Source organism: Litoribacter ruber, assembly GCF_018500185.1.
In the GTDB taxonomy this organism is placed as follows: Bacteria; Bacteroidota; Bacteroidia; order Cytophagales; family Cyclobacteriaceae; genus Litoribacter; species Litoribacter ruber.
Genome location: NZ_JAHBGI010000001.1, coordinates 292,691 through 318,491 on the forward strand (window position 1 = coordinate 292,691; position 25,801 = coordinate 318,491).

Sequence of the window (25,801 nt, forward strand, 5' to 3'; positions counted from 1 at the left end):
TAAGAAATCCATATGAATAGGGCTGATGGACTTCGGATGAATGGGCAAGGGCATAGATTAACTGAGAGTTTTGGTAGTAATTATTAACCAATTTTAATGCTCTTTAATAAAAAGAGGTTGGTAAATTACATAGAAAGAGGCATTTTTATGTTTTTGAGAAAAAGTATGGATATGTATATGAAGAAATTATTATCAATCATTCTTTTAATGGCTATAGGGCTGGGGGAGGCTTTTTCCCAATCTTATTTTGATGACGGCCTTGACGCAAAATTTCACCGCGAGCGCCGTGAGGCTTTTAGAGAGCTGATGCCCGAAAAGTCAGTGGCAGTTTTCTTTTCCTCTCCGGTGAAAAACCGATCCAATGACGTGGATTTTATTTATCACCCCAACACGGACCTGTTTTACCTTTCCGGTTTTAGGGAGCCCAATGCGGCTTTAGTGATTTTTGACTCCCCTGTGGAAGTGGACGGGGAAATGCTGGATGAACTCATGTTTGTGCAGCCAAGAGATGAAAATGCCGAAATGTGGAACGGAAAGCGTCTGGGAGTGGATGGCGTGAAAGATAAGCTAGGTTTCCAGCAGGTATTTTTAAACTCTGAGTTTGAAAAAGTTCTGGAAGGGGATTTCCAGAAGTTCGACAAGGTTCTCTCTTTTTCACTAAATAAAGGCATAGAAGAAAGCAACAGTAACAAAGAACTGCAGCAGATGAGGGAGAAGTTCATGAGTGCCGTGGAATATCCTGAAGATGCGAGTGAAGTTACCGGGCAATTGTATGAACTGATAAAAACCACGGATATCGAAAACTCCGCCAATGTGGCCCAGGTGATAGGCCGGTATAGAAGGTTTTATCCAGAAGTTGAAAACAATGAGGTGCTGAATGATTTTCTAAACGCGGACTCTCCGGAGAAGCGCATGGAGGTTCGGGAAAGAGTCCCCAATCACAAAGTTGACATTGCGGCTTTGCCTCAGATGATGGATTACCTGCGTGAAACCAAAACCTCAGAGGAACTTGCCATGCTTAAAAAGGCGATACAGATTTCGGCCATCGGACAGGTGGAAGTAATGAAGGCGCTCAAGCCAGGCATGTCTGAAAGGGAAGTGCAGGGGATTCATGAGTTTGTTTACAAGCGCTATGGTGCTGAGGGGGTAGGATACCCTTCCATAGTTGGTGCGGGAAACAATGGATGTATCCTTCATTATATTGAGAATGATAAAAGGGATATAGATAAGCGATTGATCCTGATGGATCTTGGGGCCGAGTTTAGGGGGTATACGGCGGATGTTACCCGCACCATCCCTATTTCTGGCAAGTTTACTGAAGAAGAGAGGTTGATCTATGATTTGGTCTACAAGGCCCAAGAGGCAGGTTTTGAGCAGTGCAGGCCTGGAAATGATTTCAGTGAGATCGGAAAAGTAGCCCAAGAGGTGATCAATGAGGGACTAGCGGAGTTAGGGATCATTGAAAAAGGACAACGTCACCGCTACTTTCCTCATGGGACCAGCCACCATTTGGGACTGGATGTGCATGACAGAGGTACTTTCGGGACACTTCGTGAAGGTATGGTATTGACCGTGGAGCCTGGAATCTACATTCCAGAGGGTAGTGATTGTGATCCGAAATGGTGGGGGATCGCGGTGAGAATCGAAGATGATGTGGTAATTACCGGTGAAGGTTATGAAAACCTGTCTGCATTTGCCCCGAGGTCAAGTGAAGAAATTGAGAGAATGATGGAGCAGACGAGTGTTTTGGAAGAATGGGTGCTGCCGGAGTTGGATTAGTGGGGAAGGGACACATAATTTTGGACGTGATATGATGAGTAGTGAAAATTTATCTTGGTGCTAGACTAAGCTTGATTCGGTCTCCAGTCTACTCTAAACGATCATCGAAATAAATAAGTAAAAAGAGGCCCTTGGGCCTCTTTTTTGTTGAATAAAGTTTTTAATTGGCTGAAAATCAAACAGCCTATATTTTTTAACATTTAAAATAGAGTATCGGAATACTTTTTGATTTTACTATCCTGAAAATGTTTCACAAAAATTAAGAAAAATAAAATCCCATCTCTCAAAATGGTGGTTTTGTTAAAGTATACTTGTAAAAAGTACCAAAAATAATTTTTGTATCTAGTTTTTCTCTAAAAATTCTCAGTGTTTTAGGTTAAGTTTTAAATCAATATGCTTTTTAATTCCCTCGAATTTGCAATTTTTCTGCCGATAGTGTTTTTCCTTTTCTGGGCTTTGTCCAAAAAAGGCGTGACTGCGCAGAACGTGCTGTTGTTAGGAGCCAGCTACTTCTTTTATGGATGGTGGGACTGGAGGTTTCTTTCGCTGATATTTTTCAGCTCCCTTATAGACTACTTTGTAGGGCTGAAGATGGCCAAAACAGATGAACCGACTGCCCGGAAGCATCTGCTATGGATAAGTTTGGGAGTCAATCTGGGTTTTTTGGCTTTCTTTAAGTATTTTAATTTCTTCATGGACAGCTTCACCGAAGCATTTACCTTCTTTGGAGCCAGTATCCCGGCTAACCGGCTGAATATCATCCTGCCGGTGGGGATCAGTTTCTACACCTTTCAGACCCTGAGTTATTCGATTGATATTTATTACAAAAGGCTGCAACCAACCAGAAACCTGTTGGCGTTTATGGCTTTTGTGAGCTTTTTCCCCCAGCTTGTGGCGGGACCTATAGAAAGGGCGACCAATTTGTTACCACAGTTTTTCAGGGAGAGAAAGTTCAATTACGAGAATGCTTCTCAGGGTTTAAAGATGATGCTGTGGGGCTTTTTTATGAAAGTGGCTGTGGCTGACCGTTTGGCCATTTATGTAGATGATGTGTTCCAAAGTCCCGAAACCCACAGTTGGCTCACGCTGTCTGTGACCACCGTGTTCTTTGCTTTTCAGATCTATGGTGATTTTGCGGGGTATTCCCTGATTGCAATTGGTTGTGCCAAGTTGTTTGACTTTGAGCTGATGACCAATTTTAGGCGGCCATATTTTGCCACTTCATTCAAATCATTTTGGGGCAGATGGCACATTTCACTTTCCACCTGGTTTAAGGATTATGTTTACATCCCGTTGGGGGGGAGCCGAGTGAGTACCCAGCGGTCAAGTTTTAACCTGATGGCCACCTTTATTATCAGCGGTTTTTGGCATGGTGCCAATTGGACCTTTATCGTATGGGGTGCCTTGCATGGTTTTTATCAAATCCTTGAGAAATATTTGGTAAAAGGCAATGTGCCCAAGTACCTCATGATGGTCATTGTGTTTGCCTTGACATGTCTTGCCTGGGTGTTTTTTAGGGCTCCATCGGTTACGGATGCTTTTGTGGTGATATCTAGGATTTTGACCGGTGCCGGTAGCGGGTTGTATTTTGGGGACAAAGGTATATTCCTGTTTGGCCTGATAGCCTTGTTGATCCTTTTCGTCAATGACTACATTACGGAGTACAAACCAGATTTGCAGCTGATCTATCACCCACAGGTGGTGGTGCGGTTCAGTGCCATACTTTTGATATTAATGTACATCACCGCTTTGGGGGTGTTTGACAGAAGCCAATTTATTTATTTCCAGTTCTAAGAATATTTTTAAAAAATTATGAAAAAATTGCTGATCAAAATCGGGATCGTGTGCGTAGCATTTGTGGTGTTGGACCTGGTGGTTGGAAGCTTTTTGCTTAACCTGTTGGAAAAGTCACCTGATGGAAGGTATTACAAGACCAGGTATTCACTTGAGGAAGCGCAAGAAGACATCGTGATTCTGGGTAGCTCAAGAGCTGAAGGGAATTATTCCCCTGCGGTGATGGAAGAAAGCCTGGGGATGGAAGTTTGGAATGCAGGAAGAGGCGGGCAGGGCTTGCCGTTTTGGGCAGCCATGAACAGCGGTATCCTTGCCCGATATACTCCTGATGTGGTCATAATCAATGTTGAAAACGACTTTCTGAAGGAAAGTGTGGATGACCAGAGTTTTGAACGGGCAGCCGGTATACTCAGACCATTTTATAACAGGCACAATGCCGTCAAGAATTTTGTGGACATGGTTTCGGATAAGGAAAAATTGCTTCTTAAGTCCAACCTGTATGCGTTCAATTCCAGCTTTTACTATATGTTGAGGCCCTACCTTTTCGAGGGGATCGATGGCCGGGTGGAGGACAAGGGGTGGAAGCCACTGAAGGGATCATTAGCCGGTAAGGATATCCCTGAAAGAGTGATCAATGAAGACGACCAGGAGGTCCTTGATCCGGAAGCTATTATGATGTTTGAGAACTTGGTGTCAGAACTGCAGGATAAGGGTAGTAAGGTGGTGTTGACTCTTTCGCCGGATTACAACAAGAAGGTGGTGACAACCCCCACGTTGGAATACTTGAAAAGTGTGGAAGGGGTGTATGTGCTGGATTTTTCCAATGATGAATATTTCACCAAGAATCCAGAGTTCTACACTGACCCCATACACTTAAATAAAGAAGGGGCCATGGAGTACAGTCGCAAACTTGCCCAAGAACTTAAGCCTATCTTGAATGGCAGTAAAACAAAGAAAAATCTAGCCGTGTGGAATGAAATAAGATAGGGGTTGGTCGCCCAACCCCTCAATTCATTTTCTTAACCTGTTGTAGATCCTGGTGGTAAACCTTGGACGGTCCTCCATCACATTTAAGTCGTCTTCGGAAATACGTTTGACGCTTTCGATGGTGTAGAAGGCTTTGTCATTGCTGGATTTAACTTTTCCGATAAATTCCTGCAGGGCATCTCTTTTCATTACTGTAAAAAGTAAATTTACTTTCCCATATCTCCCTTCCGCTCCCACATTGGTGAAGCGGAAGTTTTTTTCCTTCATAAACTCAATCAACTCCGGCATGGGCTCCGGCGTGATTACCCTTACGAGCACCCTTCCCAAAGCTAGCTTTTCTTCAAAAATCATCCCCACATAGGTGCCCATACCGAAGCCTGCTGCGTATGCAACATACGACAGCGGGTTGTCGATGTTTTGGAAAATCTGCCCGATTGCCAAAAGCCAGATCAAGGCCTCGAAAAAACCAAGAAAAGGCGCCACCTTCTTCTTTCCTGCCAACACAAACATGATCCGCAGGGTACTAATGGAAACATCGCATACCCTAGCCAGAAATATCAATACCGGCATGATAAGGTAGGAAAATACTTCCTGGCTAATGCCCAGGGAAAGCACAAAGTCATTCATGGTCTTTTCATTTTATGCGGTGCAAAGGTAGGAACCTTTATTAGGAAGGCATAATGAAAGAATCAAATCTTGAGTGGGCGCCCGACTTTTGTGGCCAAAAACAGAAATATCGCAGATGCCAGTATCATCAGCCAAATGAATAAGTCCCAATTTCCAAACAAATCGAACAGGATGCCGACCAATAAGGGACCGACCGCGGCGAGAAAATAACCGATGGACTGGGACATGCCGCTGAGTGAGGAAGTGGTGGCATCGGACATCGTGCGTAGACCTATCAGCGTATAGGCAAGGCTGATACTCGAGCCTAGGCAGAAGCCGACAAGGGTAAGCCCTACATAAAGAAGTGTTTCACTATAGGCGAAGAATGCTGAGAAACCAATTATATATGCCAGTCCCAATACTGCTCCTAGGCCCACTTGATTCTTAAATTTCACAGCGATCAGAGGGGCGGTGAATGCGCCGGCTAAACCTATGACTTGTATGCCCATGATGATCCAACCCGCCTCTGATGGGGAAAAACCCCGGGTAATCAAAAGGTCAGGCAACCAAGTGATCAGGGAGAAAAAAATAAATGACTGAATGCCCATAAATAGGCTTACCTGCCAGCCAAGTTTGGACTTCCACACCTGCACGGAGGTAGTTTCTGTAAATGATTTGGCAACAGGCATTTTCTTTTTGCCGATTTGGGGCAGCCATACCAGCAGCCCTATTACAATAAGACCAATCCAAGAAAGCAAGGAGCCCCTCCATCCAAGATTAAAAATAGTGGCTAAGGGTATGCTGACCCCAGAGGCCACCGCTGCCAAAAGGGTCATGCCCGTAGTGTAAATACTGGTCATCAAGCCAATTTTGTGGGGCATGGTGGTTTTGATGAAAGGAATCAAAAGCACGTTTCCAATTACTATGCCTACCCCAGTCAGGCCTGTGCCCAAAAACAGTAGCCAGCTTCCCCCAGCAACCCTGATCACTGTTCCGATTCCTATAATCAGCATGCCTAGGAAAATCGCGCGTGCATTTCCGAGTTTCCGACCTATTGCAGCGGAGAAAATGGAGAAAGTGGCAAATGTCACCAAGGGTAAAGTGGTGAGAAATCCTGCCCAAGCGTTGGATAGGCCCAGTTCCTCCCTGATCATGGGGATCAAGGGGCCTACTGCGGTTATGGATGGGCGAAGGTTAAACGAAACCAGGACCACACCCAATACCAATAGCAGGGTGTTTCTTGAAGTTTTTTGGCTCATCGGGTTTTAACTATTTTGGAAGACCAGATCTTCCAGGCATTCCACCCATTTATCGGTACTATTGAGAGAGGGGACAAGCTCCCAGTGTTCACCGCCTGCTTCCATGAATATTTCCTTGTATTCTTCGCCCACCTCTACAGTGGTTTCCAGGCAGTCGGCAACAAAGGCTGGGGAAAATGCCAGTACCTTTTTGTTTCCGGCTGCGGCAGATTCCTTTATTACGTCTTCGGTGTAAGGCTGGATCCAGGGGTCATTGCCGAGTCTGGATTGGAAACAGGTTTTCACCTTTTCCTCAGGCAGTCCCAGTCTGTTCGCAATTAGGCGAGTGGTGAGGAAGCATTGGGCCCGATAGCAGAATTGATTTTTTTTAGTATAGGTGGCACAGCACTTTTCGCTCAGCTGGCAATAGCCATCGCAAGAGGCTTTTTTGATTTGCCTTTCGGGCAATCCATGATAAGAAAATATATATTGGTCAAATTCTTGCTTATCGGTGTACGGCCTGCTCACGCTCTCCCATGCTTCCACAAACTTGGGGTGCTCGACAAAGTTGTTTACGAAGGTGATATTTGGAATCACTTGCCAAGTTCTGGCAATCTCCATCACCTTGTCAACGACTGAGCCATTGGTGGCGGAGGCGTATTGGGGAAAGAGAGATACAACAATGATCTTGCGGACATTAGCTTTGTTGAGCCTGTTGAGTCCAGCTTCGATGCTGGGAGACTGATATCTCATGGCAAATTCAACGTGATAATCTTCAGAAGGAAGTTTGGCCTCAAGTTTGGCTTTTACATCCTGGGTATGGTAAAGTAGCGGGGAGCCGCGATCGGTCCATACCTTGCGGTATTCATGAGCGGACTTGGGAGCCCTAAATGGGGCAATGATTAAGTTTACCAAAAACCAACGGCCTATCGGGTTGATGTCGATTACCCTGGGGTCCATTAAAAATTCTCTGAGGTATTTGCGTACGTCGCCGGTAGCGGTGCTATCGGGAGTGCCCAAGTTTACGAGCAATACCCCGATTTTAGCTTTGTTTTTATTCATAAGAAATAACCCTGTAATTCTGATTGGTTGATAAACAGAACCAAAAATACGGGCTTATGTTAAGATACCCAATTTTTTGAGGAAGGGCCTTAAAAAAGATTCAGTACAGAATTAACCGTCTTGAGGTAAAGTTGGAAGGTTTTGTTTTAGAAAAAGGATAAAATTTCCACGAATTATTAATTTTGGTACGGGAGTTGGAGAAGTGTTAAACGGTTTAAAGGTTTATTGGCCTCAAAAGATTTTTCCCAGGATTTAAGTAGTGCTTTAAGGTCCCCGAAAGGGAAGGTAATTCCAGTGATTAAATTTGATAATCAGAAGTGTAAATAAATGATGAATTACATTTTTTATTTCATAAAATTTATTGAAATTGGTACATTATTGGATTTGCACACTTTTAGAGACTCCTGACAAATCGGGAAAATAAACAGAGATTAAAGGTTTTTATTTAATAGTTAATTGACAGATGCAAACAACAAAAAGTATTGTTTTAGGTTTTTTCCTACTCCTTTTTATTTCCAGCTGTATATCCAATAAGCGGATAGTTTATATGCAAGATTTGCCGGATAACGCCCAGGTCGCTATCGCGGGCCAGTTAGCCGAGTATCAAGTTGAAGAGTATTATTTGCAGATCAACGATGTAGTAGATGTTTCCATCAGGACAACCAGCCCTGAACTGAACCAGATTTTCTTGGCGCAGGCTGCAGGAACCGACTGGAGAATGATGGGCGGCGGTGGCGGCATGATGGAAGGTGGAGATATCTTCTTCCTGAATGGTTTCACTATTGATGAAAACGGGATGATTGAAATCCCACTAATCGGAGAGCTTCAATTGGTGGGTTTGACTACCAAACAGGCCAAGGAATTGGTTGAAGAACAAGTAAAGCGCTACGTTGCCGAGGATGATTACTTTGTGAGAGTCCGATTGGGTGGTATCCGATACGCTGCTTTAGGGGAGTTTGCCCGACCAGGGAAGTTTACCATCCTTCAAAATAGGGTGACCATCTTTGAGGCGATTGCCAATGCGGGTGATCTTACTCCTCTTGCCAAAAGAGAGCAGATTAACTTGGTGAGACAGTACCCAGAGGGGTCAAAGACCTATAAGATCAACCTGACCAACAGTGATCTATTGTCATCGGAATTTTACTTCCTACGACCCAATGATATGTTATATGCAGAGCCATTGAAAGCCAGGGAACTCGGTACAGGGTTTACCTTTATTGAGACCTTCTCATTGGCCATTTCCACGCTATCGGCAGTTCTGCTAGTGATGAGTGCGATAAATTAAAGAGTTGAATTTTTGAGAATCAGAATACCACGCCATGGAAACTAAAAGTGAAAATATCAATTTAAAAGGCTTAGTTGTCAAGTACCTGCGCTATTGGCCCTTTTTGGTGGTCAGTGTAATGATCGCAGTAGTATTGGCCCATTTTAAAACCAAAATGACCGAGCCTCTCTATAAGGTGGACGCCAAGTTCATGATTTTGGACGAGCAGCGAAGCAATATGGTGCTAGACCTTACGGGTATGGGCGCCGCTGCAGGCAGAAACATGGGGCCGAACGTTATCAACGAAACCTTTGTGCTCCGATCAAGACCTTTGGCTTACGAAACGCTTAGGAGTCTGGATTTTGATGTGGAGTACTATGAAAGAGGTTCATTTGTAAACAAAGAGGTTTATAAAAGAACACCCATCATAGCCGAGGTGGATTGGTCAAAACCTCAAGTGACGGGAGGAGAGATCCTTGTGAGCTGGGTGAATGACAAAGAGTTTACCATCGAGTTTTTGGATGAGGAATACAAATATGTGATTCCCGATGAAGAGGATAGCGAAATCATGGAAACGCCAATCCTTAAAACCAACACTTTTACTTTTGGACAGTGGGTAGAGTTGCCTTACAGCAGATTTAAAGTTGATAAAGTAGGCTCCGAATCGGAAGGTGAAATGATAGTCAAGTTCAAAGACATTGGCAGTCTAGTGGGCCGCTTCACCGGAGAGGATTTACAAGTGACCCAAGTAGATGAAATGGCCTCTGTGGTGGATATTGCTTTGATTACCAACCATCCTCAGAAAGGTAAAGATTACCTGAACAAGCTGATGGAGAAATTCTTGGATCAAGAGCTTGAGCAGAAAAACCGTATGGCCGGAAACACAGTGGCATTTATCGATAGCCAGATTTCAGGCGTAGCCGATTCACTTTCCAGAGTGGAAAGCCAAATGGGACAATATAGAAGTGCCAATAGAACTTATGATATGACCCAAGAGGGTGGTGCATTGTTTGGCCAGCTGTCTGAATTGGAGCAAAGTGCCGCAAGAGAAAAATTCAAAAGAGATTACTATAAAAGATTGGAGAGTTATCTTGTACGAGAAGAGTATAATGAAATAGTGGTGCCATCAGGTGCCGGTATTGAAGATCCGATCTTGAATAGTCTGATAGAAAATCTTATCACGCTACAAACTGAAAAGAGCCGACTTTTGGCTACTCAAACAGAGGCTTCTCCTGCTGTAAGAGAGGTTACCAGAAAAATCCGTGACCTTAACGCCAGCTTGAAGGAAGTATTAAGAAATGTGGATAGTAATGCTGAGATGTTAATCAGAGACTTGGAGGCCAGAATTGCCAAAATCGAGGGTAGTTTCTCCAGACTTCCTGAAACTGAGCAGAACTTGCTTAAAATGAGAAGAGAGTTTGCCCTAAATGAAGGGATATACAACTTCTTGTTGCAAAGAAGAGCGGAAGCCGCAATTTCTAAAGCTTCCAATACTGCTTCCAGTAAGATCATTGAAAAAGCAGTGCCGAACAACATCGCCATTGCCCCTAAGCCAATGCAAAACTACATGGTGGGTGTATTGCTAGGTCTTTTGTTCCCAATTGCCATCATCACGATCAAAGATTTCTTCAACAATAAGATCAATGATATTCGTGAGCTTGAGAAGCAATTGCATCTTCCGGTCATGGCCAGAATTGGTAACAATAAAAGAAACACCAACCTGGTCGTATTGAAAGAAAACAGGGAGCCAGTTACTGAGGCCTTCAGATCGCTGAGGTCCAACATTACCTACGCTTTCAGCAAGGATAAGCAGATGACTATCATGTTGACCTCAAGTATCTCTGGGGAAGGTAAAACCTTCTGTGCGATGAACTTGGCATCTGTTTACAGCTTGAGTGGCAAAAAGACCATCTTGGTCGGTTGTGACTTGAGAAAGCCAAAAATCTTTGCTGACTTTGGTTTGACCAACAAGAAAGGCCTTTCTACTTATTTGAGTGAGCAGGTTAACAAGGTTGAAGATGTGATTCAGCCTACCAAGTTCAAAAATCTTGATATCTTGACTTCAGGGCCTATTCCTCCGAATCCTTCAGAATTGATTTCAGATGACAGATTCTCGGATATGGTGAATGACCTGAAGACCAAATACGATGTAGTAATCTTGGATACTCCTCCAATTGGACTTGCAAGTGAAACTTTGGAGCTTTTGAAATTGGTTGATCTGACATTCTACGTATTCAGATATAACTACAGTCAGAAAGTATTTATCGAGCATGCCAATGCATTGAAATCCAGAAAGAACATCAAAAACTTCTATGCGATATTCAATGGCATCTCAGAAAAAGAAATGCAATACGGCGGATACGGTTATGGCTACTATGCCGAGCCTGAGAAGCCAGGATTATTTAAAAGAGTCTTTGGCGGGATGAGGAAAAACGCTGCCATCTGATTACTCTATTAATTAGGGCCCTTGATGCCCCAGGACAAAAGCTAGGCTTTTGTCCTGTTTTTAACTTTTCGTTATGTCGGTAGCAAGTCCCAGTGGGATTGGTTCGGCGAAGCTCTATGTAAATTTTGTTTATAACTAACAGCGTAATATGAGTACAGTTGATGAAGAGATTGTCGAGGAGAGGGATGGAAACAAAGATCAGAAAAAGAAGAAGGGGAAAGAGAATCTCAAACAAAGAGCTTATTTAAACTCTCTCACTAGTATTATTGACTTTGCCGGCAAACAGATTACCGGATTCATAGTAAGCCCAATCATCGTTAGCGGTCTCGGAGGAAATTTTTACGGTATCTGGCAGATGCTGATGCAGATGACAGGTTTTGCCGATATGGCTGACACCCGAGCCACCCAAGTATTGAAGTGGACGATTGCCAACAGAAGAGATGTGGCGTCAGCCCAAGAATTGCAAAGAGAAGCTACTACAGCACTAGTGGTAACGGGATTTATTCTCCCCGTGGTGTTAATTGTCGGAGCCATAATCTCCTGGTATGCCCCGCACATCACAAAAGTGGATGAGCAGTATTATACCATGATCCGTCTGACTACCTCCATGATGATTTTCTCCATGGTCATTTATAAGATCTTTGATCTTTATGAATGCATACTCAGGGGGATGAATCTGGGTTATAAACGGATGGGGGTCAGGGCTGCGATTATTGTCTTGGCCGGGATTCTCAAAGTTGCCGTGATCTATATGGGTTACGGGATTGTTGGGCTTGCAGCTGTTCAGGTTGTGATTGCCTTGGTAACTGGTATCACCTTTTACATCATTGTTAAGAAAGCAGTTTGGTGGTATGGTTTTGCCCGTACTAACTGGCCCAAAATCAAAAGCTACGGGAAATTGAGTGGCTGGTTTATGGCCTTGAATGGTGCCGGCATGATCATGAATGCCAGTGATAAGATCTTGCTAGGATACCTAGCTGGGCCATTATTGGTATCAAATTATACCCTCACCATCTTTGCTGCAGCTGCCGTTGAAAGCGCCGTGGGTTCAGTGATCAACGGGATTATCCCCGGTATCGGAGGGCTTTATGGAAAGCAGGAATATGAAAAAGTAATGAAGGCCAGAAGGCTGATTTTCTCCCTGATTTGGCTTTTGATTGTTTCGCTTGGATCTGCGGTTTTGGTGTTGAACCAATCCTTCCTGGCCTTGTGGACGGGAGAGGAGTTTTACGCGGGTGATATTTCCAACTTATTGATTGTACTTATAGGTGTGCAAGGGATGTTCTTCGAAACGGACGGTTCCATTATCAACGTGACCCTGAAGCTTCAACAGAAGGTTTATTTTACACTGGCCTCGTCTCTAGTGACACTCGGGATTGCCTTGTTGCTAATTCCACCTTATGGAGTAGCCGGATTGTGTATGAGTATTCTATTAGGTAGAATGATTCTATCAATAGGTTATCCAATTATTTTGAGAAGAAATATGAAGGACACTTCGCCTTTCTTCCAGAGCAGACTTTTCCAACAAATGATAGGTGCTGCGCTTCTATTTGGTGCCGCTATCTACTTCAATGACTACATTTCCGCAGGCAACTGGTTTACACTTTTCCTTTATGGAGGTATAGTGACCCTAGTGGCGGGGGCAGTTTATTGGGTTGTTGGTTTGCAATCGGCAGAGAGAAAGGAAATTATGGACCTATTTTTGAAAATCAAATTCTTTAAGAAGGATGATTGATAAGTCCGGGTTAAATTATTGAGCATTAATTAATTTGAGTGAAGAGATATGCAGGCGTTTTTTTTATTAATTGAGGGATTTATTTTCTGCTTTATGGTTTATCTTTTTCTTTATAAGAAAGAGAAAGCCCTGCTGTTCCTGCCTGTCGTTTTCTTTGCGCAGTCATTTATAGAAAACACGGTGCCGGCTTCGATTCATGCTGTACTGGTATTACTTCTGATGCTCACCGTGATAGACAAGAACGTCTTGTTCTTTCACCGGAATATCTGGTCGTTTTTGATCGTAATATGGTTTTCCTTCCTACTCATGTATGTAAGGGATATTGAACCGATCCGATCAGTTTTCCTAAACGTTACCTTACTATTTGTAGCCATACCATTAGCCATGAGCATTTTCTCCAAGTATACCAAGGAGGAAATGCTCAAAGAGCTAAGCTTGTCCGGAGCATTCATTTTAGGTCTATTTCTTCTGAATGTGATGTTCTCCACCGCTTTTAATTATTCCCCAACAGAAATGTACGGGATCAAAAGCGGGATTTTATACGGTAAGCTTTATGCTACAGATTTCAACGTACTTTCTACTGCCACATTCGTGGTATTGTTGAGGGTGTTGAAGAAATACAATCTGACGTATGTAGTGTTATTGATCTTCTCAGTGGCCTTTATCATGCTTACCATGAGACGGTCTGTGATGATCTTGACTATGCTTGGTCTCGGAATGGGATTGATGCTCAAATTGGATTCAGAAAACATCAAATCCTTTTTCATGATCATTTTCGTGGCTGGCTTTGTGGGCTTTGTGGTTATCCTGAATACTTCTTTCATGGACATGTTTATAGAGAGATATGAAGCCAGGAAGCTTGACGAAAGAGAATTGAAAGGGGAGCATAGATTTGCAGAATACGAAATGATCTATAGGGATATGTTTGTCTACTATGATTACAGCCCTTGGACGGGATACGAGCTGTTTAACAGTGCCCACAACTACGGCAAGGGTGCCTTTGGTGAAAGGTCGCTCCACAGTGATGTGACTAACCTTACCCATGCCAGCGGTATTCCGGGGCTGATCTTATATGTCTTATTAGTTACCTCAGCGTTTGTGACTTCATTCAGAAATCTCAATACAAAGTGGGATAATTATATTTTCCTGTTTTGTTTGGGCTCCTTTATCTTCTATACCGTCACGGGTAGATATGCTACCATAAGCTCCCATTGGATGATTTTTGCCCTACTTAGCTATCCTCTAGCTATGCCAGATGAGGAGAAAAAAGATGAACAACCTTCTGAAAAAGAAGAAGTTGATAAAGTTCATCAAGCAGAATACTCCCTTTAATAAAATTGGGTACGATTATTGAATAACTGGTATAATAAATTATTGGAATTATCTTATTTACTCCAATAACAATATATTAAGTTTTATTCTTTAGTGTTAAGGGAATATTCAAATTTTTAAATAATATGGCAAAGGTCCTATTTCATGATCACAAATTAGCTAACATCCTTTTCACGGATGAACTTCCCTCGGGAGGGGCAGCGGTGCAGACCTATGGTTGGATTCATGGCCTGTTGGCCAATGGGCACCAAGTATCGCTGATTACGGACCTGGATGAAGAAGAAAAGATGGATATTAAATCGGAATTTTCCGATTTGGAAATCATTCCTTCATTTGATTATTCCAAGGGAGTAAAATGGCTCAGATGGGTCACCCACAGATATCCCGATACTTATCGCAAGATCAAAAAAATCAACCCTGATTATGTATATGAAAGTATACCCAACTGGGGTTCCTATTTTTTGGGCAAAATATGCCGGTCGCTGGGGACTAAATATGTGCTTAGGATTTCCAACGACTCTTTTTTGGATGACCGGATTTTAAAGAATTACACCAAATTTGATCGCTATTTCTTAATGAAAGGGATTGAGATGGCAGATATCATTTTGGTTCAAAATGATTATCAGCTTGCGGCAATCAAAAAATACTTTCCAAAGAAAAATATCAAGAAAATCAGCAACCCTATTTATGTCCATGAACCGGAAAAAATAATAAAGGGGGCTGAAAAAGACTATATCGCATGGGCAGGCTTATTTCAGTATCAGAAAAACCTGAAGCTGCTATATCAAATAGCGTCCGCCTTGCCCAAGGAAAAATTCAAGATTGCGGGCACCTTGTCCTCTAAAGAAGACGAGGAGACTTATGAATATCTCGGCAAGCTTGAAAAATTGCCTAATGTTGAGTTTGTTGGTTTTCTAGAAAGAAGACAAGTATTGGCGTTTTTTGCAAATGCAAAATATCTGCTCAATACTTCTCGCTATGAAGGGTTTAGCAATACCTTCTTGGAAGCCATGATGATGGGGACTCCTATCTTGACAAGTGAGCATGTGAATCCAGATTTCCTTATTTCCGGAAATAATTTGGGAATAGTTTATCGGTCTTCAGAGGATTTGAGCACAAAACTTGTAAAGGTAGATAAGCCTGCATACGAGCAGATGGTGTCAAGGGTATTGGATTATGTTGCCAAGAATCACAACTATAAACTTGTGGCGGCCAATCTGATGAGACTGTTGGAGGGAAAGGAGACTTTGGAGGCTGAGTCCTCCAGAGCGCAAGTAGATGAAGTTGTACTGTCGTAACGATTTTTAATTATGAAAGAGATTTTTTCAAATAGACGATATTTAGTGGATGCCAAGTGGTGGTTGAAAAGACTGCCCCATGCTGTCCAATATTACGCCCGCTTATACCTGGGAAGACCGGTGGAGGAATTGGTGGAATATATGCCAAACCCAAGTTTGCCTACGGTGTACTGGGGGGCGATAAGCCAGATCACCTTGCATGGAAGTATCTATTACCCACCTGAAGGAAGGGTGTGTATGGGTGGCGAATGGGACCGCACCATGACATTTGATCTTCCGAGCATATTTATCGAAATACCTAAGAAAGCAAAAAAATGGGACCTGCATGAGACAGTCCGACAAATATTTATATACGGAGAGGATTTTAGAAAAACCCCTCAGTATCTATCCATAATTGACCATATCCAACAAGGGCTGCCTAATCCGCCCCAAGGGTGCGACACGGTGGAAAAGGCCGATCAATACTTCTTGGACCTGATCAAGGCTTACCGCTCAATGAAACTCAACGGCTATCTTACCCAGAATGAGCTGGGTAAGTCCAGTGTGGAGGAGATTAGGCTACACGTGACAAGGGATGGGAAACTATGTCTTGGAACAGGAGGGAACCACAGAATAAGAATGGCTGAAATTCTTGGCATAAAAAATGTTCCCTTCATAATTAAAGGAGTTCACCCCGACTGGGTAATTAAACTATCCAGAACCTACAATTTGCCACCACACCGAGCTTTCCAAAGATGGCTTGCGTCTGAGTTCAGCACAACTAAACCAAATGAAATCACCCTATTTAGCGAAAATTTTCGAATATGATGTTTGAAAAGAAAACCACCCGAATTATTTTTTTCCTAGGCAGCTTACGGGCAGGGGGAAAAGAAAGAAGACTCATTGAGTTGCTTACCTATCTGAAAAAGAAAGGTAATTATAAGATGATGGTCGTATTGACCGAAGACGTGATCCATTTTCCGGACTTCCATAAACTGGGCGTAAAATGCACGGTATTGGAAAAATCACTTTCGAAATATGATCCTACCATCTTTTATAAATTTTACAAAGTCTGCAAGAGCTTTAAGCCAAACCTAATCCATAGCTGGGGGGCGGTACAGTCCTTTTATTCATTGCCAGCTGTGAAGATGTTGAATATTCCGTTGGTAAACAGCCAGATCACGGCTGCTCCTCCTCAGGCGATGAGAAGTTCATTTTCTAAATTGATTGATAATGCCAATTTCAAATATTCAAAATTGATCATTTCCAATTCTAAAGCGGGCTTGAATGCCTTTAGCCCACCATTGGAAAAATCAAAAGTGATATACAATGGGATCAATCTCAACAGGTTTAAAAACTTGCCCACATCTGAAGAGATGAGGTCCAAATATGGAATTAAAACTCCATATGCGGTGGCCATGGTAGCTTCCATTTCCCCTAACAAAGACTATGACAGGTTTGTACGTGTGGCCGAGAAGGTAACAGCTCTCCGAAATGACGTAACATTCATCGGGATAGGCGGTTATTGCGACGGAGATGAGAAATATAAAGAGCTTGTGGATCTTACCGAATCGCGCCCGAGAATTGTGTTCTCCGGAGTGATTGACGAGGTGGAGGCCTTGGTGAATGCCTGTGACATTGGGATTTTGTTTTCCAACAAGGAAGTGCATGGAGAAGGTATATCCAACAGTATCATGGAATATATGAGCCTTGCAAAACCGGTAATAGCCAACAATGCAGGTGGTACTTCCGAAATCCTGAGGGATAAAGTCAGTGGATTCTTAGTGGACGAGGAATCTGATGATGAACTGGCCGCTATGGTATTGGAGCTGATTGACAACCAAGAGAAGCGTGAAGGATTTGGCCAGAAGGGGAGAGAGATCATTGAAAATGTATTCTCCTTGGAAAAGATGGGAGAGTCTTTTGAAAAAGCCTATATGCAGGCACTTTCCGCCACTGGTTATGAAGTAGAGACTTTTCAAGAAGTGTACAGTAACAATTTTTAGAAAAATGAAAGTTTTATTTGTGAGTAGGTCGAAGACGGGGAGTCCGCATGCTTTTGTGAGGGAGCAGGCGGAAGTGTTGACGGAGAATTTTGAGATAGAGATCGACCATTTTTTAATCTCTGAGGGCGGCCTGAAAGGGTATTTTAAAGCAGCCCGTAGAATTGCAGCCTATCTTAAAAACCATCCTGTAGATCTTGTACATGTCCACTACGGCCTATCAGCCTTACCGGTGGTATTGGGCAAGATCTTCAGGATGCACAATAAGAAAATGGTGATCACCTATCACGGAAGTGATATCAACAAGTCAAACGAGCGGATAGTGTCCCTGTTTGCTTCCAAATTCTCGAGTTACAATATATTGGTATCCAATAGGATGGAGCAATTTTTTAAGAAAGATTACCAAGTAATCCCATGTGGTGTGGATATTGATATCGATACCAACTATAGGGACCTGGTGCGGAAAGAGAAAGGTTGGGGCAAAAACGACTTTGTCATCCTGTTTAGCAATAGTTTTGAAAGACTTGAAAAAGACCCAGATTTTGCCAAAAAAGTCGTAGAGGAATTTAGAAAGAAAACTTCCAAAAATGTGCATTTTCTGGAGTTGAAAGGCTATAACCGTGCTCAGCTTACCCAGCTGATGCAAGCCGCTGACGTGATGCTCATGTGCAGCATCATGGAAGGAAGTCCCCAAATCATCAAAGAATCAATATTGAACTCACTTCCCGTGCTATCTAATGACGTGGGCGAGGTGAAATTGATCTGTAATGAGGTAGATAACTGCCATATAGTGGATAAAACGGTAGAAGCCTATTGTGAGGTACTGGAGCAGATGGCTCAAGAACCCCATAGGATTATGAACCGCCAGCCGCTTCTTGCCGAATACGACAATAAAGTAATTGCCCAAAAGATTTTTGCCATTTATCAAAGCGTATAACAGGGCCCATTGGCTTTGATTTTTAACTATTATCCAGACGATGAAAATATTAATCGACATAAAACACCCTGCCCAATTGAATCTGTTCAAAGGTCTTTCAAGAGACCTGGAAAAGGAGGGTTGGGAAGTGACCATTTGTTATTTGGAAAGAGGGAAGCTCCCAAAAATCATTCAGCGGGAATACCAGGGCTTTCACACCGTGCCGGTGGGAAGTAGTAAAGGTACCAAATGGTCCATCATGTGGGATGGAAATGTGAAGCGAACCTTCACCTTTCTGAATATGATCAGAAAAAACAAATATGACATCTGCATAGCAGCCAGCAGTATTCCACTAGCCTTGGCCGGAAGGCTGAGCGGTGTGCCGGTGATCCAGTTTTATGATGATCCAGAGCGGGGGAAAATCAATACCATAAACGCCAAGCTTTCCAAGCAGCTGTTTTTCCCTCCAATTGTGGAAAAAGACAAGAAGACAAGCATCTTTAACTGTCTTAAGGAATGGAGTTATTTGAGCCCTAACAGGTTTAAGCCGGATCCGTCTATACTGGAAAAATATGGCTTGAAGCCTAATGAATATGTTTTTGTGAGGGAAGTGAGCAACAAATCCTTCAACTACTATGACCAGGATGATGCGATTGTTTGCAAATTTTCTCCAAAAATGGACCCTAAGGCAAAGGTTTTGCTATCCTTGGAGGATAAAACCATTGCGGATAAATTCCCGAAGCACTGGACAATTTTGGAAGAACCGGTGGGAGATATCCACTCCCTAATTTATTATAGCAAGCTTGTGATTTCCTCAGGAGACAGCATGGCCCGTGAAGGAGCCATGCTGGGCGTGCCAAGTGTGTATTGCGGAATTAGAAAAATGAAAGCCAATGAGCTTCTTATGGGCTTGGGGCTTTTGCAACATCTTCCTAAAGATGAAGCGATCCCTTTTATTAATGAGACCATTGCCGAGAAGTTTGATGAAAACAAGCAGGAGCAAGTGCGTGGTAAGCTCTTGGTAGATTGGGATGATATGAATGTATTTATGAAAAACCAAATAAACAATTATAAAAACAATTGATATGAAGATTTCAGTTTTTGGATTAGGATATGTCGGCTGTGTGAGTTTGGGTTGCCTTGCTAAAAATGGCCACCACCTTACCGGTGTCGATGTAAATTCTTTTAAAGTAGACCTGATCAACAAAGGGCAACCTACCATTTTAGAAAAGGATATTGACACCATCATCAAGGATGGTCATGAGCAAGGAAGAATTAAAGCGACCTTGGATGCAAAAGCAGCGGTGATGGAAACTGACTTAAGTATCATATGCGTGGGTACGCCATCTTCGCCACAGGGACACTTGAACCTGTCATACATTTTCAAAACTGCCGAGCAGATCGGTGAGGCTTTGAAAGATAAAGATAGATTCCATGTGATCACGATCAGAAGTACGGTGCTACCAGGTACCAATGAGAAATTCGGAAAAATCGTAGAGGAATTTTCCGGTAAGGAAAGAGGAAAGCATTTTTCTGTGGTATCCAACCCTGAGTTTTTGAGAGAGGGTACTGCTGTGAAGGATTACTACAACCCATCGGTGACCGTAGTGGGTGGCGATCATGAACAGGCATTGGAAATGGTCGCTTCTCTTTACCAAGAGTTGGACGCTCCAATTAAGAAAACAGACATTAAGATAGCTGAAATCATCAAATATGTAAACAACAGCTACCATGCGCTTAAAATTGTTTTCGCTAACGAAGTGGGTAACATCTGTAAGTCTATGGACATTGACTCCCATAAAGTGATGGAGCTTTTCTGCAGTGATACACATTTGAATATTTCCCCTGCATACTTCAAGCCTGGTTTTGCCTATGGCGGAAGCTGTTTGCCAAAGGATTTGAAAGGTCTAGTTACTTTAGGACATGATAACTATCTATATACGCCTGTGCTATCTGGCATTGAGGCTTCGAATGAAAACCAGAAAAAATCAGCCTTTGAGCTGGTAACCAAGTCCGGTAAGAAAAACATCTGTTTTGTAGGGCTAAGCTTTAAGGAAGGAACTGATGATTTGCGTTACTCCCCCTCTGTGGATTTGGCAGAAATGCTTATCGGTAAAGGCTATAACATCACCATTTACGATGAGAATGTGCATATGTCCAAACTGATCGGTGCCAATGAGGCCTATATCAACGAGAGGTTGCCGCACTTGTCCGAGTTGTTGTCTACTGATCTTGAGGAAGCTATCAAAAATAATGACGTGATCATAGTGAACCACAGAAACTTTGAAGGCTGCAAGTACTTTGATTTGTTAAAGGAGAAGGAAGTGATCGACTTGGTGAGAGTGGATGAGCTGAAAGAGTTGCCGCAGTACGCTGGGCTTTGCTGGTAATTAGTAAAAGTAAAGTTTTTATTCAAATATTTATTTTTTATCATTAAATTGACCAAATCATAACGATTGGGAATAGAATTTGAATAGTTTTTATAAGTCAAAAGAAAATTGATAAAACCGGGCTCAGTATAACCTGGGCCTGGTTTTAAGTCTTTTTTACAAACCTTATCCAAGTTTGAATATACCTGATAGGAAGTAATAGGTTAGTATTTTTTCACTAAACCCTGCTAACCCAAAGTTTTTAATCTATATCAGTGTATTTGATTTTGTACCTATAGAAACCGTTAATATGATTAGTCCCGTTACAAATTTGAGCGAATTTACAAACAAAGCTAATAGCCCTGTGGAAATGAAGACGTTGGTCGGTGAGGAGGTTTTTGATTTTTTGGATAACAAAGAAAATCAAAATCAGTATGATCAACTTTTTGAAAAATGTCCTTGGAAGACCGCTTTTCAAAACAGAGATTTCATCAGCACTTGGTACAGGCACTACAAAAGCAGTTATCTCCCAATTTTGGTTTATTCCACACAAGGCGATGAGCTGATAGGTGTACTTTCACTGGCGGCAGTAAAACCGAGTTCTGGACAAGTTAAAAAATTCGACAGAGTAAAAATTTTAGGTGCTGGCCATTACAGGGCTGAATACCAAGTGTGGTTGTCTGAACCTCACAACAGTGAAATATTTATCAAATCGGCCTTAAAAAGCGTAATTGAGCTTTACCCTAAAAGCGATATCTTTTTAAGATTTGTGCCAAATGGCGACTGTCTGGACTGGGTGGAACTTGACCCTTTTTGGAAAAAGCACTGCATCGTACAGTCCTTTAGAAGGGTGCTGATCAAAATGACGGAGCCTGAATTCCCCAAGCTCTTTACCAAAAAAGAATTTAAGAACAAGAGAAACAGGCTAAAAAGACTGGAAGGTTTTGAGTTTAGCAAAATCACCGATTTGGAGGAGTTTAAGAGGGTGCTGCCAGACTTGACTGACCAGTATGACTTTAGACAAGGAGCCATGTTCAACAAGTTTCCGTTTAGGGATGCTCCCGAGATGAAGGAGCTGCTTGTGGAGCTTTTTAAGAAAAACATGCTCCATGTGACCGTGATGCGGGATGGGGAAGAAATTCTAGCCTCCATCGTAGCGGTAACCCATAAAGAGTGGGCGCACCTAGGAGCTATCAATACACATACCCCTTTCCATGGGAAAAACTCCCCAGGCTTTGTACATTTTATTATGCTTCAGCAAATGCTTTCTGAGGAAGGATTTGAAGTGTTTGACCTTACTGCAGGAGGGGATCTTTATAAGGAAAGAATGGCCAATTACCATGATTATGTGTACACGTTGCTATTCACCCAAAATCAGACATTCAAGATAAAGCGCAGCATTAGAAAGGCCGTGATGGGCATGCTTGTAAAAGCCAACATCCGCCCGATGTCTGTGGAACTTAACATTAAGCGAAAATTCTATTTACTCAAAAGTAGGATGAAGTTATGGAAGGAAAAGGATGTTGTTTTCACTGCCATCAAAAAGCGTTTGGCCGGTAAAAAGGACAAACCCGTTACTTTGGCAATGGAAGTCAATACCTCTTCAGACCAATTGCCTATCCGAAAAAATAGCCTGAAGGATAATCTAGAATTCAACGGTGGGGGCACTACGTTGAGCAAATGGGAATATCTGCAGGAGACTATGCGGAAATTTGAGACAGGCGAAACCTCTTACACTTGGGTGAAAGATGGTGATTTGAAGGCTTGTGTTTGGGTGAGTGAAGAGGAGGATCTGGGTGTACCCGTGATCAAGGATTTTTACATTCATCCATCCGTTGATAATGAATTTAATTTATTTATCAATCAAGTAGCCGGCAATATTCAGAAAAAGGGCGAAAAGATTAAGGCAGTGGTGCCTGGTTATGACAGTAAGCTTTTTAAGATTTTGCAGAAAGCAGGATTTGAAAGCAATGGAGCGGCCTAAGCCGAGAAGATTGACAGCTATTTTTAATATTTAATACTTTCCCAAGATTATATGAAAACATGTAGATTCGGAATGTGGCCTGTACTTCCATTAAATGTACACTTTAAGAAGCCTTCCGATTATAAGCCCTTTCCTTTAGATGAGGAAAATTTGCAGATTTACTCTAGAGCGCGTCATGCTATGTATAATGCCTGCAAGGCTTTGGGCTGGGGTAAAGAGGATGCTATTTTGGTACCGGCATATCACCACGGGTCCGAAATTCAAGCCCTTTGTGACCTGGATATCCAATTGAAATATTACGAACTCACGGATAAGCTAGAGCCCAACCCTGAGGAGTTGGATCAATTGATGACCACGAATGTGAGAGCTTTGTATATTACGCATTATTTGGGCTTTCCTCAAAATGCCGCCTTTTGGAGGAAATGGTGTGATGAGCGAAATATCATGCTGATTGAGGATGCCGCTCAGGCTTTTCTAGCTGAAAGGGATGGCATTCCAGTAGGTTCACATGGTGATTTCTCCATTTATTGTCTCTACAAAACTTATGGCTTGCCTGATGGCGGGGCCTTGGTGTCCAAAAAGCCTTTGAAGGATAATTATGCCAAGGCTCCCTCTGGAGTATGGCCAATGGTAAAGCGCCATATCAACTTCGTCTCTGAGCAAAGGGGTGAAGTGGCTGGACTGCATCTGAGGTTCAACGACGCTATGAGTGTCTATAAAAAGGTAAAGAATGAATCCAACGAAAAGGAACTTCAGTTGGGAGATCCTACCACCAGAGCCTCTGCGATGACCATGAAGTTGTTGCCTTTATTGTTGGATGAAAACACTGCCGCAAAAAGACGCGAAAACTACCGTTATATGCTAAGTAAGTTAGGGGAGTTGGTGCCACCGCCGTTCAATGAATTGCCGGATGGGGCTAGTCCGTTTGCATTTCCTGTCAAACTGAATGATGCAAAAGAGTTTTTGGCGCGATTGAAGAAGAAAGGGGTAATCGGACAGCTATTTTGGCTCAATCCACATCCTACCTTGCCTAAAGCTGAATTTCCATTCAGTATAGAATTGAGAGAAGGGGTAATGGCCTTGCCGGTTCACCAAGATTTGTCTGTAAAGGAGCTGGATAAAATAATCAACGCAGTAAAAGAATGCCTTCCAGTAGTTCAATTGTAATATCTAAATAGGTCACCTTGAAAGCGTTAGATGGTGTAAATTACCTTTTTCGGGGATAATTTTCAGATTTCTAACTAGTATTGGCAGGTTTAGTATGGAAATTGCGATATATAAATAAGCGGTATCAGCGCTAGATAAAATTTTGTAAACTGAATTATATTTTTGATATGGAAGTAATGGAAGTGTCTACTGAAACTACATCAAGTGAGAGGACCATTGATATTGTAGTTGGGAATGAGGCTTTGAATCTGCTGGAAAACAAACAGTTTTGTGAGCAGTGGGATAGCTTATATGAAAGCTGTACTTGGGCCACCGTATTTCAGTCCCGTCAATTTGTGACTAGTAATTATACCCTGACTCATCAAAAATATACCCCCGTGATTGTCAAAATGGAGCATAACGGTAAACTTACCGGTTTGCTTAACTTGGCTATTAACCCTCCGGGAAGGAAAAAAAGAAAAAAGAATTGCTATTTGGTAGGAGCAGGACATGGTGAAGCAGATTACCATGCGTGGCTAACAAGTAGGGAAGATAGTACATATTTTGTTGGGACGAGCTTTCGGAAGCTGTTGAAAAAGTTTCCAGGCCAACATATATCCCTGAGACATCTCAACCCTGACGTTCCAACTGATTGGGTAGAAGCCGATCCTGAAATAGGAAAACTATGTGTTTTCCAGCCTTTCAATAGGGCATTGGTGGATTTGGATAATTATCAAATATCCAAAAGAGACCGGAAGCGAATCAACCGGATGAACAGGATTGGTCAGTTTGAGGAGGTTAAAGATTTAACTGTTTTTGAGTCGATAATCGACGACTTAGGAGCTAAGTACGATTTCCGACAAGCGGCAATGTTCAACCAGTTTCCATTTAGTGAATCCCCTACCAACAGGAAATTCTTGCTGGATTTATTCAAACGTGGTGTGATCAGGGTTACGATTTTCCGGACAAAAGACGACATCATTGCCGGAATTGCCTCTGTGCATGGAAAGGAGAGGGCCATTTTAGGAGGAATAAACTTCCACTTGCCATCCTACTCTTATTATTCTCCTGGGTATATCCAGTTTTTGTTGCTGTTTGACCATTTGTCAAAGGAGAAGAACCATAAGTTTTTTGACTTGACTCCAGGAGATGATCCGTATAAGATGAGATTGGCCAGCAAGGTTGAAACTGTTTATAAATTGACCGTGACGCCTGACCCAGTATTTAGAGCAGATAAGCAATTTAAGATTAAGCTTTACGACTGGATCCTGAGCAAGGGGCATAACCCATATACCATCAAGCTTCATATAGACAAGGAGAAATACATCATGAAGGAAAAAGGTATGAAAAAATACCTAACCCAATTGATTAAATCAAAAATCAAAAAGCCTGTATTTGAATCATACAACTTGAGCCTTAACGGGCAAGTGCCGGAAACGGCTCCTGTGGTGTTGAAGAGAAACAATCTGAAAGACCTTTTGGATTACCAATTTGACGGCACAAAAGCTACCCGCTGGGAGTTTTACAGTGACGGAATGAGAAAGATGGAGGCTAATGAGGAGTGCTTTACTTGGGCTAAGAATGAAGTGCTTTTGGCGTCTGTTTGGTTTAAAAAAGAGAAAAACGAGCGGACCGAAGAGGAATGTGTTTTAGTTTACGATTTTTATTTTGATGAGGAAGCTGAAGGAAGCGAGAAAGAATTTTTTGAATCTGTTCTGAAAAGGCTAAAAGAAGAGGGGATTGAAAATGTGGAGGTCAAGTTGGGCCCCGATGACAAAAACCTGTATAGTTTAGTCAAAAGCTATCAGCACTAAGCTTAAGGCCGAAATGGCCTATTTTTAAAGTAGTAAGATCTAAATTTTT

Annotated in this window: 19 protein-coding genes; 16 read left to right on the forward strand and 3 right to left on the reverse strand. The window is 42.4% G+C overall.

Features of this window, described 5'->3' with window-relative positions; translation table 11 throughout:
* The first annotated feature begins 96 nt into the window (after positions 1-96).
* The 3 genes from KIH41_RS01365 (at position 97) to KIH41_RS01375 (ending at position 4,560) form a co-directional block, all read left to right on the forward strand.
* Complete coding sequence (locus KIH41_RS01365) at positions 97-1,779, forward strand: aminopeptidase P family protein (RefSeq protein WP_317194903.1); 1,683 nt, start codon at positions 97-99, stop codon at positions 1,777-1,779.
* Positions 1,780-2,172: 393 nt separating this feature from the next.
* Positions 2,173-3,573: an MBOAT family O-acyltransferase gene (locus KIH41_RS01370; protein WP_214161246.1), complete on the forward strand. Its 1,401-nt coding sequence runs from the start codon at positions 2,173-2,175 to the stop codon at positions 3,571-3,573.
* An 18-nt stretch (positions 3,574-3,591) separates the two neighbouring features.
* Positions 3,592-4,560 carry a hypothetical protein gene (locus KIH41_RS01375; RefSeq protein WP_214161247.1) on the forward strand — a complete coding sequence of 323 codons (969 nt, stop codon included), beginning with the start codon at positions 3,592-3,594 and terminating at the stop codon, positions 4,558-4,560.
* Positions 4,561-4,584: 24 nt separating this feature from the next.
* On the opposite strand, the gene KIH41_RS01380 is transcribed toward KIH41_RS01375, so the two are convergent.
* The 3 genes from KIH41_RS01380 to hemH all read right to left on the reverse strand — a co-directional run bounded on the left by KIH41_RS01380 (position 4,585) and on the right by hemH (position 7,466).
* On the reverse strand, positions 4,585-5,187 hold the full coding sequence (locus KIH41_RS01380; RefSeq protein ID WP_213945134.1) for a DUF2179 domain-containing protein: 603 nt from the start codon (positions 5,185-5,187) through the stop codon (positions 4,585-4,587).
* Positions 5,188-5,249: 62 nt separating this feature from the next.
* The gene (locus tag KIH41_RS01385) at positions 5,250-6,425 is read right to left on the reverse strand and encodes a CynX/NimT family MFS transporter (RefSeq protein WP_214161248.1); all 1,176 of its coding nucleotides are present in this window, start codon (positions 6,423-6,425) and stop codon (positions 5,250-5,252) included.
* A gap of 6 nt (positions 6,426-6,431) precedes the next feature.
* Positions 6,432-7,466 carry a ferrochelatase gene (gene hemH, locus KIH41_RS01390; RefSeq protein ID WP_214161249.1) on the reverse strand — a complete coding sequence of 345 codons (1,035 nt, stop codon included), beginning with the start codon at positions 7,464-7,466 and terminating at the stop codon, positions 6,432-6,434.
* Positions 7,467-8,013: 547 nt separating this feature from the next.
* On the opposite strand from hemH, the gene KIH41_RS01395 reads away from it, so the two are divergent.
* From KIH41_RS01395 to KIH41_RS01455, 13 genes are all read left to right on the forward strand, one after another.
* Entirely contained in the window at positions 8,014-8,751 is a 738-nt protein-coding gene (locus tag KIH41_RS01395; protein ID WP_213945131.1) for a polysaccharide biosynthesis/export family protein, read from the forward strand.
* Between the two features lie 34 nt (positions 8,752-8,785).
* Complete coding sequence (locus KIH41_RS01400) at positions 8,786-11,176, forward strand: GumC family protein (protein WP_214161250.1); 2,391 nt, start codon at positions 8,786-8,788, stop codon at positions 11,174-11,176.
* Positions 11,177-11,324: 148 nt separating this feature from the next.
* Positions 11,325-12,911 carry a lipopolysaccharide biosynthesis protein gene (locus tag KIH41_RS01405; RefSeq protein ID WP_213945129.1) on the forward strand — a complete coding sequence of 529 codons (1,587 nt, stop codon included), beginning with the start codon at positions 11,325-11,327 and terminating at the stop codon, positions 12,909-12,911.
* Positions 12,912-13,004: 93 nt separating this feature from the next.
* Positions 13,005-14,243, forward strand: coding sequence for an O-antigen ligase family protein (locus KIH41_RS01410; RefSeq protein ID WP_214161251.1), 1,239 nt, complete (start codon positions 13,005-13,007; stop codon positions 14,241-14,243).
* 125 nt (positions 14,244-14,368) lie between these two features.
* Positions 14,369-15,541 carry a glycosyltransferase family 4 protein gene (locus KIH41_RS01415; RefSeq protein ID WP_214161252.1) on the forward strand — a complete coding sequence of 391 codons (1,173 nt, stop codon included), beginning with the start codon at positions 14,369-14,371 and terminating at the stop codon, positions 15,539-15,541.
* 12 nt (positions 15,542-15,553) lie between these two features.
* Positions 15,554-16,348 (forward strand): hypothetical protein, encoded by a 795-nt coding sequence (locus KIH41_RS01420; protein WP_213945126.1) that lies wholly within the window; start codon positions 15,554-15,556, stop codon positions 16,346-16,348.
* The gene (locus tag KIH41_RS01425) at positions 16,345-17,526 is read left to right on the forward strand and encodes a glycosyltransferase family 4 protein (RefSeq protein WP_246538884.1); all 1,182 of its coding nucleotides are present in this window, start codon (positions 16,345-16,347) and stop codon (positions 17,524-17,526) included. Before KIH41_RS01420 ends, KIH41_RS01425 begins: the two co-directional genes overlap by 4 nt.
* 4 nt (positions 17,527-17,530) lie before the next feature.
* A complete protein-coding gene (locus KIH41_RS01430; protein WP_213945125.1) occupies positions 17,531-18,460 on the forward strand; it encodes a glycosyltransferase family 4 protein in 930 nt (309 codons plus the stop codon).
* A 40-nt stretch (positions 18,461-18,500) separates the two neighbouring features.
* Positions 18,501-19,523, forward strand: a complete 1,023-nt coding sequence (locus KIH41_RS01435) for a DUF354 domain-containing protein (protein ID WP_214161253.1) — start codon at positions 18,501-18,503, stop codon at positions 19,521-19,523.
* A gap of 1 nt (position 19,524) precedes the next feature.
* Positions 19,525-20,829, forward strand: a complete 1,305-nt coding sequence (locus tag KIH41_RS01440; protein WP_213945123.1) for a nucleotide sugar dehydrogenase — start codon at positions 19,525-19,527, stop codon at positions 20,827-20,829.
* A 310-nt stretch (positions 20,830-21,139) separates the two neighbouring features.
* Positions 21,140-22,792: a GNAT family N-acetyltransferase gene (locus KIH41_RS01445; RefSeq protein ID WP_214161254.1), complete on the forward strand. Its 1,653-nt coding sequence runs from the start codon at positions 21,140-21,142 to the stop codon at positions 22,790-22,792.
* A 72-nt stretch (positions 22,793-22,864) separates the two neighbouring features.
* On the forward strand, positions 22,865-23,959 hold the full coding sequence (locus tag KIH41_RS01450) for a DegT/DnrJ/EryC1/StrS family aminotransferase (protein ID WP_214161255.1): 1,095 nt from the start codon (positions 22,865-22,867) through the stop codon (positions 23,957-23,959).
* A 167-nt stretch (positions 23,960-24,126) separates the two neighbouring features.
* Positions 24,127-25,752 (forward strand): GNAT family N-acetyltransferase, encoded by a 1,626-nt coding sequence (locus tag KIH41_RS01455; protein ID WP_214161256.1) that lies wholly within the window; start codon positions 24,127-24,129, stop codon positions 25,750-25,752.
* Positions 25,753-25,801 lie beyond the last annotated feature (49 nt).

What these genes read in the sequence shown, in the direction of transcription:
- KIH41_RS01375 (WP_214161247.1), top strand. Translation starts at nt 3,592, where the DNA reads ATGAAAAAATTGCTGATCAAAATCGGGATCGTGTGCGTAGCATTTGTG.
- KIH41_RS01405 (WP_213945129.1), top strand. Translation starts at nt 11,325, where the DNA reads ATGAGTACAGTTGATGAAGAGATTGTCGAGGAGAGGGATGGAAACAAA.
- KIH41_RS01395 (WP_213945131.1), top strand. Translation starts at nt 8,014, where the DNA reads ATGCAAGATTTGCCGGATAACGCCCAGGTCGCTATCGCGGGCCAGTTA.
- KIH41_RS01380 (WP_213945134.1), bottom strand. Translation starts at nt 5,187, where the DNA reads ATGAATGACTTTGTGCTTTCCCTGGGCATTAGCCAGGAAGTATTTTCC.
- KIH41_RS01455 (WP_214161256.1), top strand. Translation starts at nt 24,127, where the DNA reads ATGGAAGTAATGGAAGTGTCTACTGAAACTACATCAAGTGAGAGGACC.
- KIH41_RS01410 (WP_214161251.1), top strand. Translation starts at nt 13,005, where the DNA reads ATGGTTTATCTTTTTCTTTATAAGAAAGAGAAAGCCCTGCTGTTCCTG.
- KIH41_RS01365 (WP_317194903.1), top strand. Translation starts at nt 97, where the DNA reads ATGCTCTTTAATAAAAAGAGGTTGGTAAATTACATAGAAAGAGGCATT.
- KIH41_RS01415 (WP_214161252.1), top strand. Translation starts at nt 14,369, where the DNA reads ATGGCAAAGGTCCTATTTCATGATCACAAATTAGCTAACATCCTTTTC.
- KIH41_RS01370 (WP_214161246.1), top strand. Translation starts at nt 2,173, where the DNA reads ATGCTTTTTAATTCCCTCGAATTTGCAATTTTTCTGCCGATAGTGTTT.
- KIH41_RS01385 (WP_214161248.1), bottom strand. Translation starts at nt 6,425, where the DNA reads ATGAGCCAAAAAACTTCAAGAAACACCCTGCTATTGGTATTGGGTGTG.
- KIH41_RS01400 (WP_214161250.1), top strand. Translation starts at nt 8,786, where the DNA reads ATGGAAACTAAAAGTGAAAATATCAATTTAAAAGGCTTAGTTGTCAAG.
- KIH41_RS01425 (WP_246538884.1), top strand. Translation starts at nt 16,345, where the DNA reads ATGATGTTTGAAAAGAAAACCACCCGAATTATTTTTTTCCTAGGCAGC.
- KIH41_RS01435 (WP_214161253.1), top strand. Translation starts at nt 18,501, where the DNA reads ATGAAAATATTAATCGACATAAAACACCCTGCCCAATTGAATCTGTTC.
- KIH41_RS01420 (WP_213945126.1), top strand. Translation starts at nt 15,554, where the DNA reads ATGAAAGAGATTTTTTCAAATAGACGATATTTAGTGGATGCCAAGTGG.
- hemH (WP_214161249.1), bottom strand. Translation starts at nt 7,466, where the DNA reads ATGAATAAAAACAAAGCTAAAATCGGGGTATTGCTCGTAAACTTGGGC.
- KIH41_RS01430 (WP_213945125.1), top strand. Translation starts at nt 17,531, where the DNA reads ATGAAAGTTTTATTTGTGAGTAGGTCGAAGACGGGGAGTCCGCATGCT.
- KIH41_RS01440 (WP_213945123.1), top strand. Translation starts at nt 19,525, where the DNA reads ATGAAGATTTCAGTTTTTGGATTAGGATATGTCGGCTGTGTGAGTTTG.
- KIH41_RS01450 (WP_214161255.1), top strand. Translation starts at nt 22,865, where the DNA reads ATGTGGCCTGTACTTCCATTAAATGTACACTTTAAGAAGCCTTCCGAT.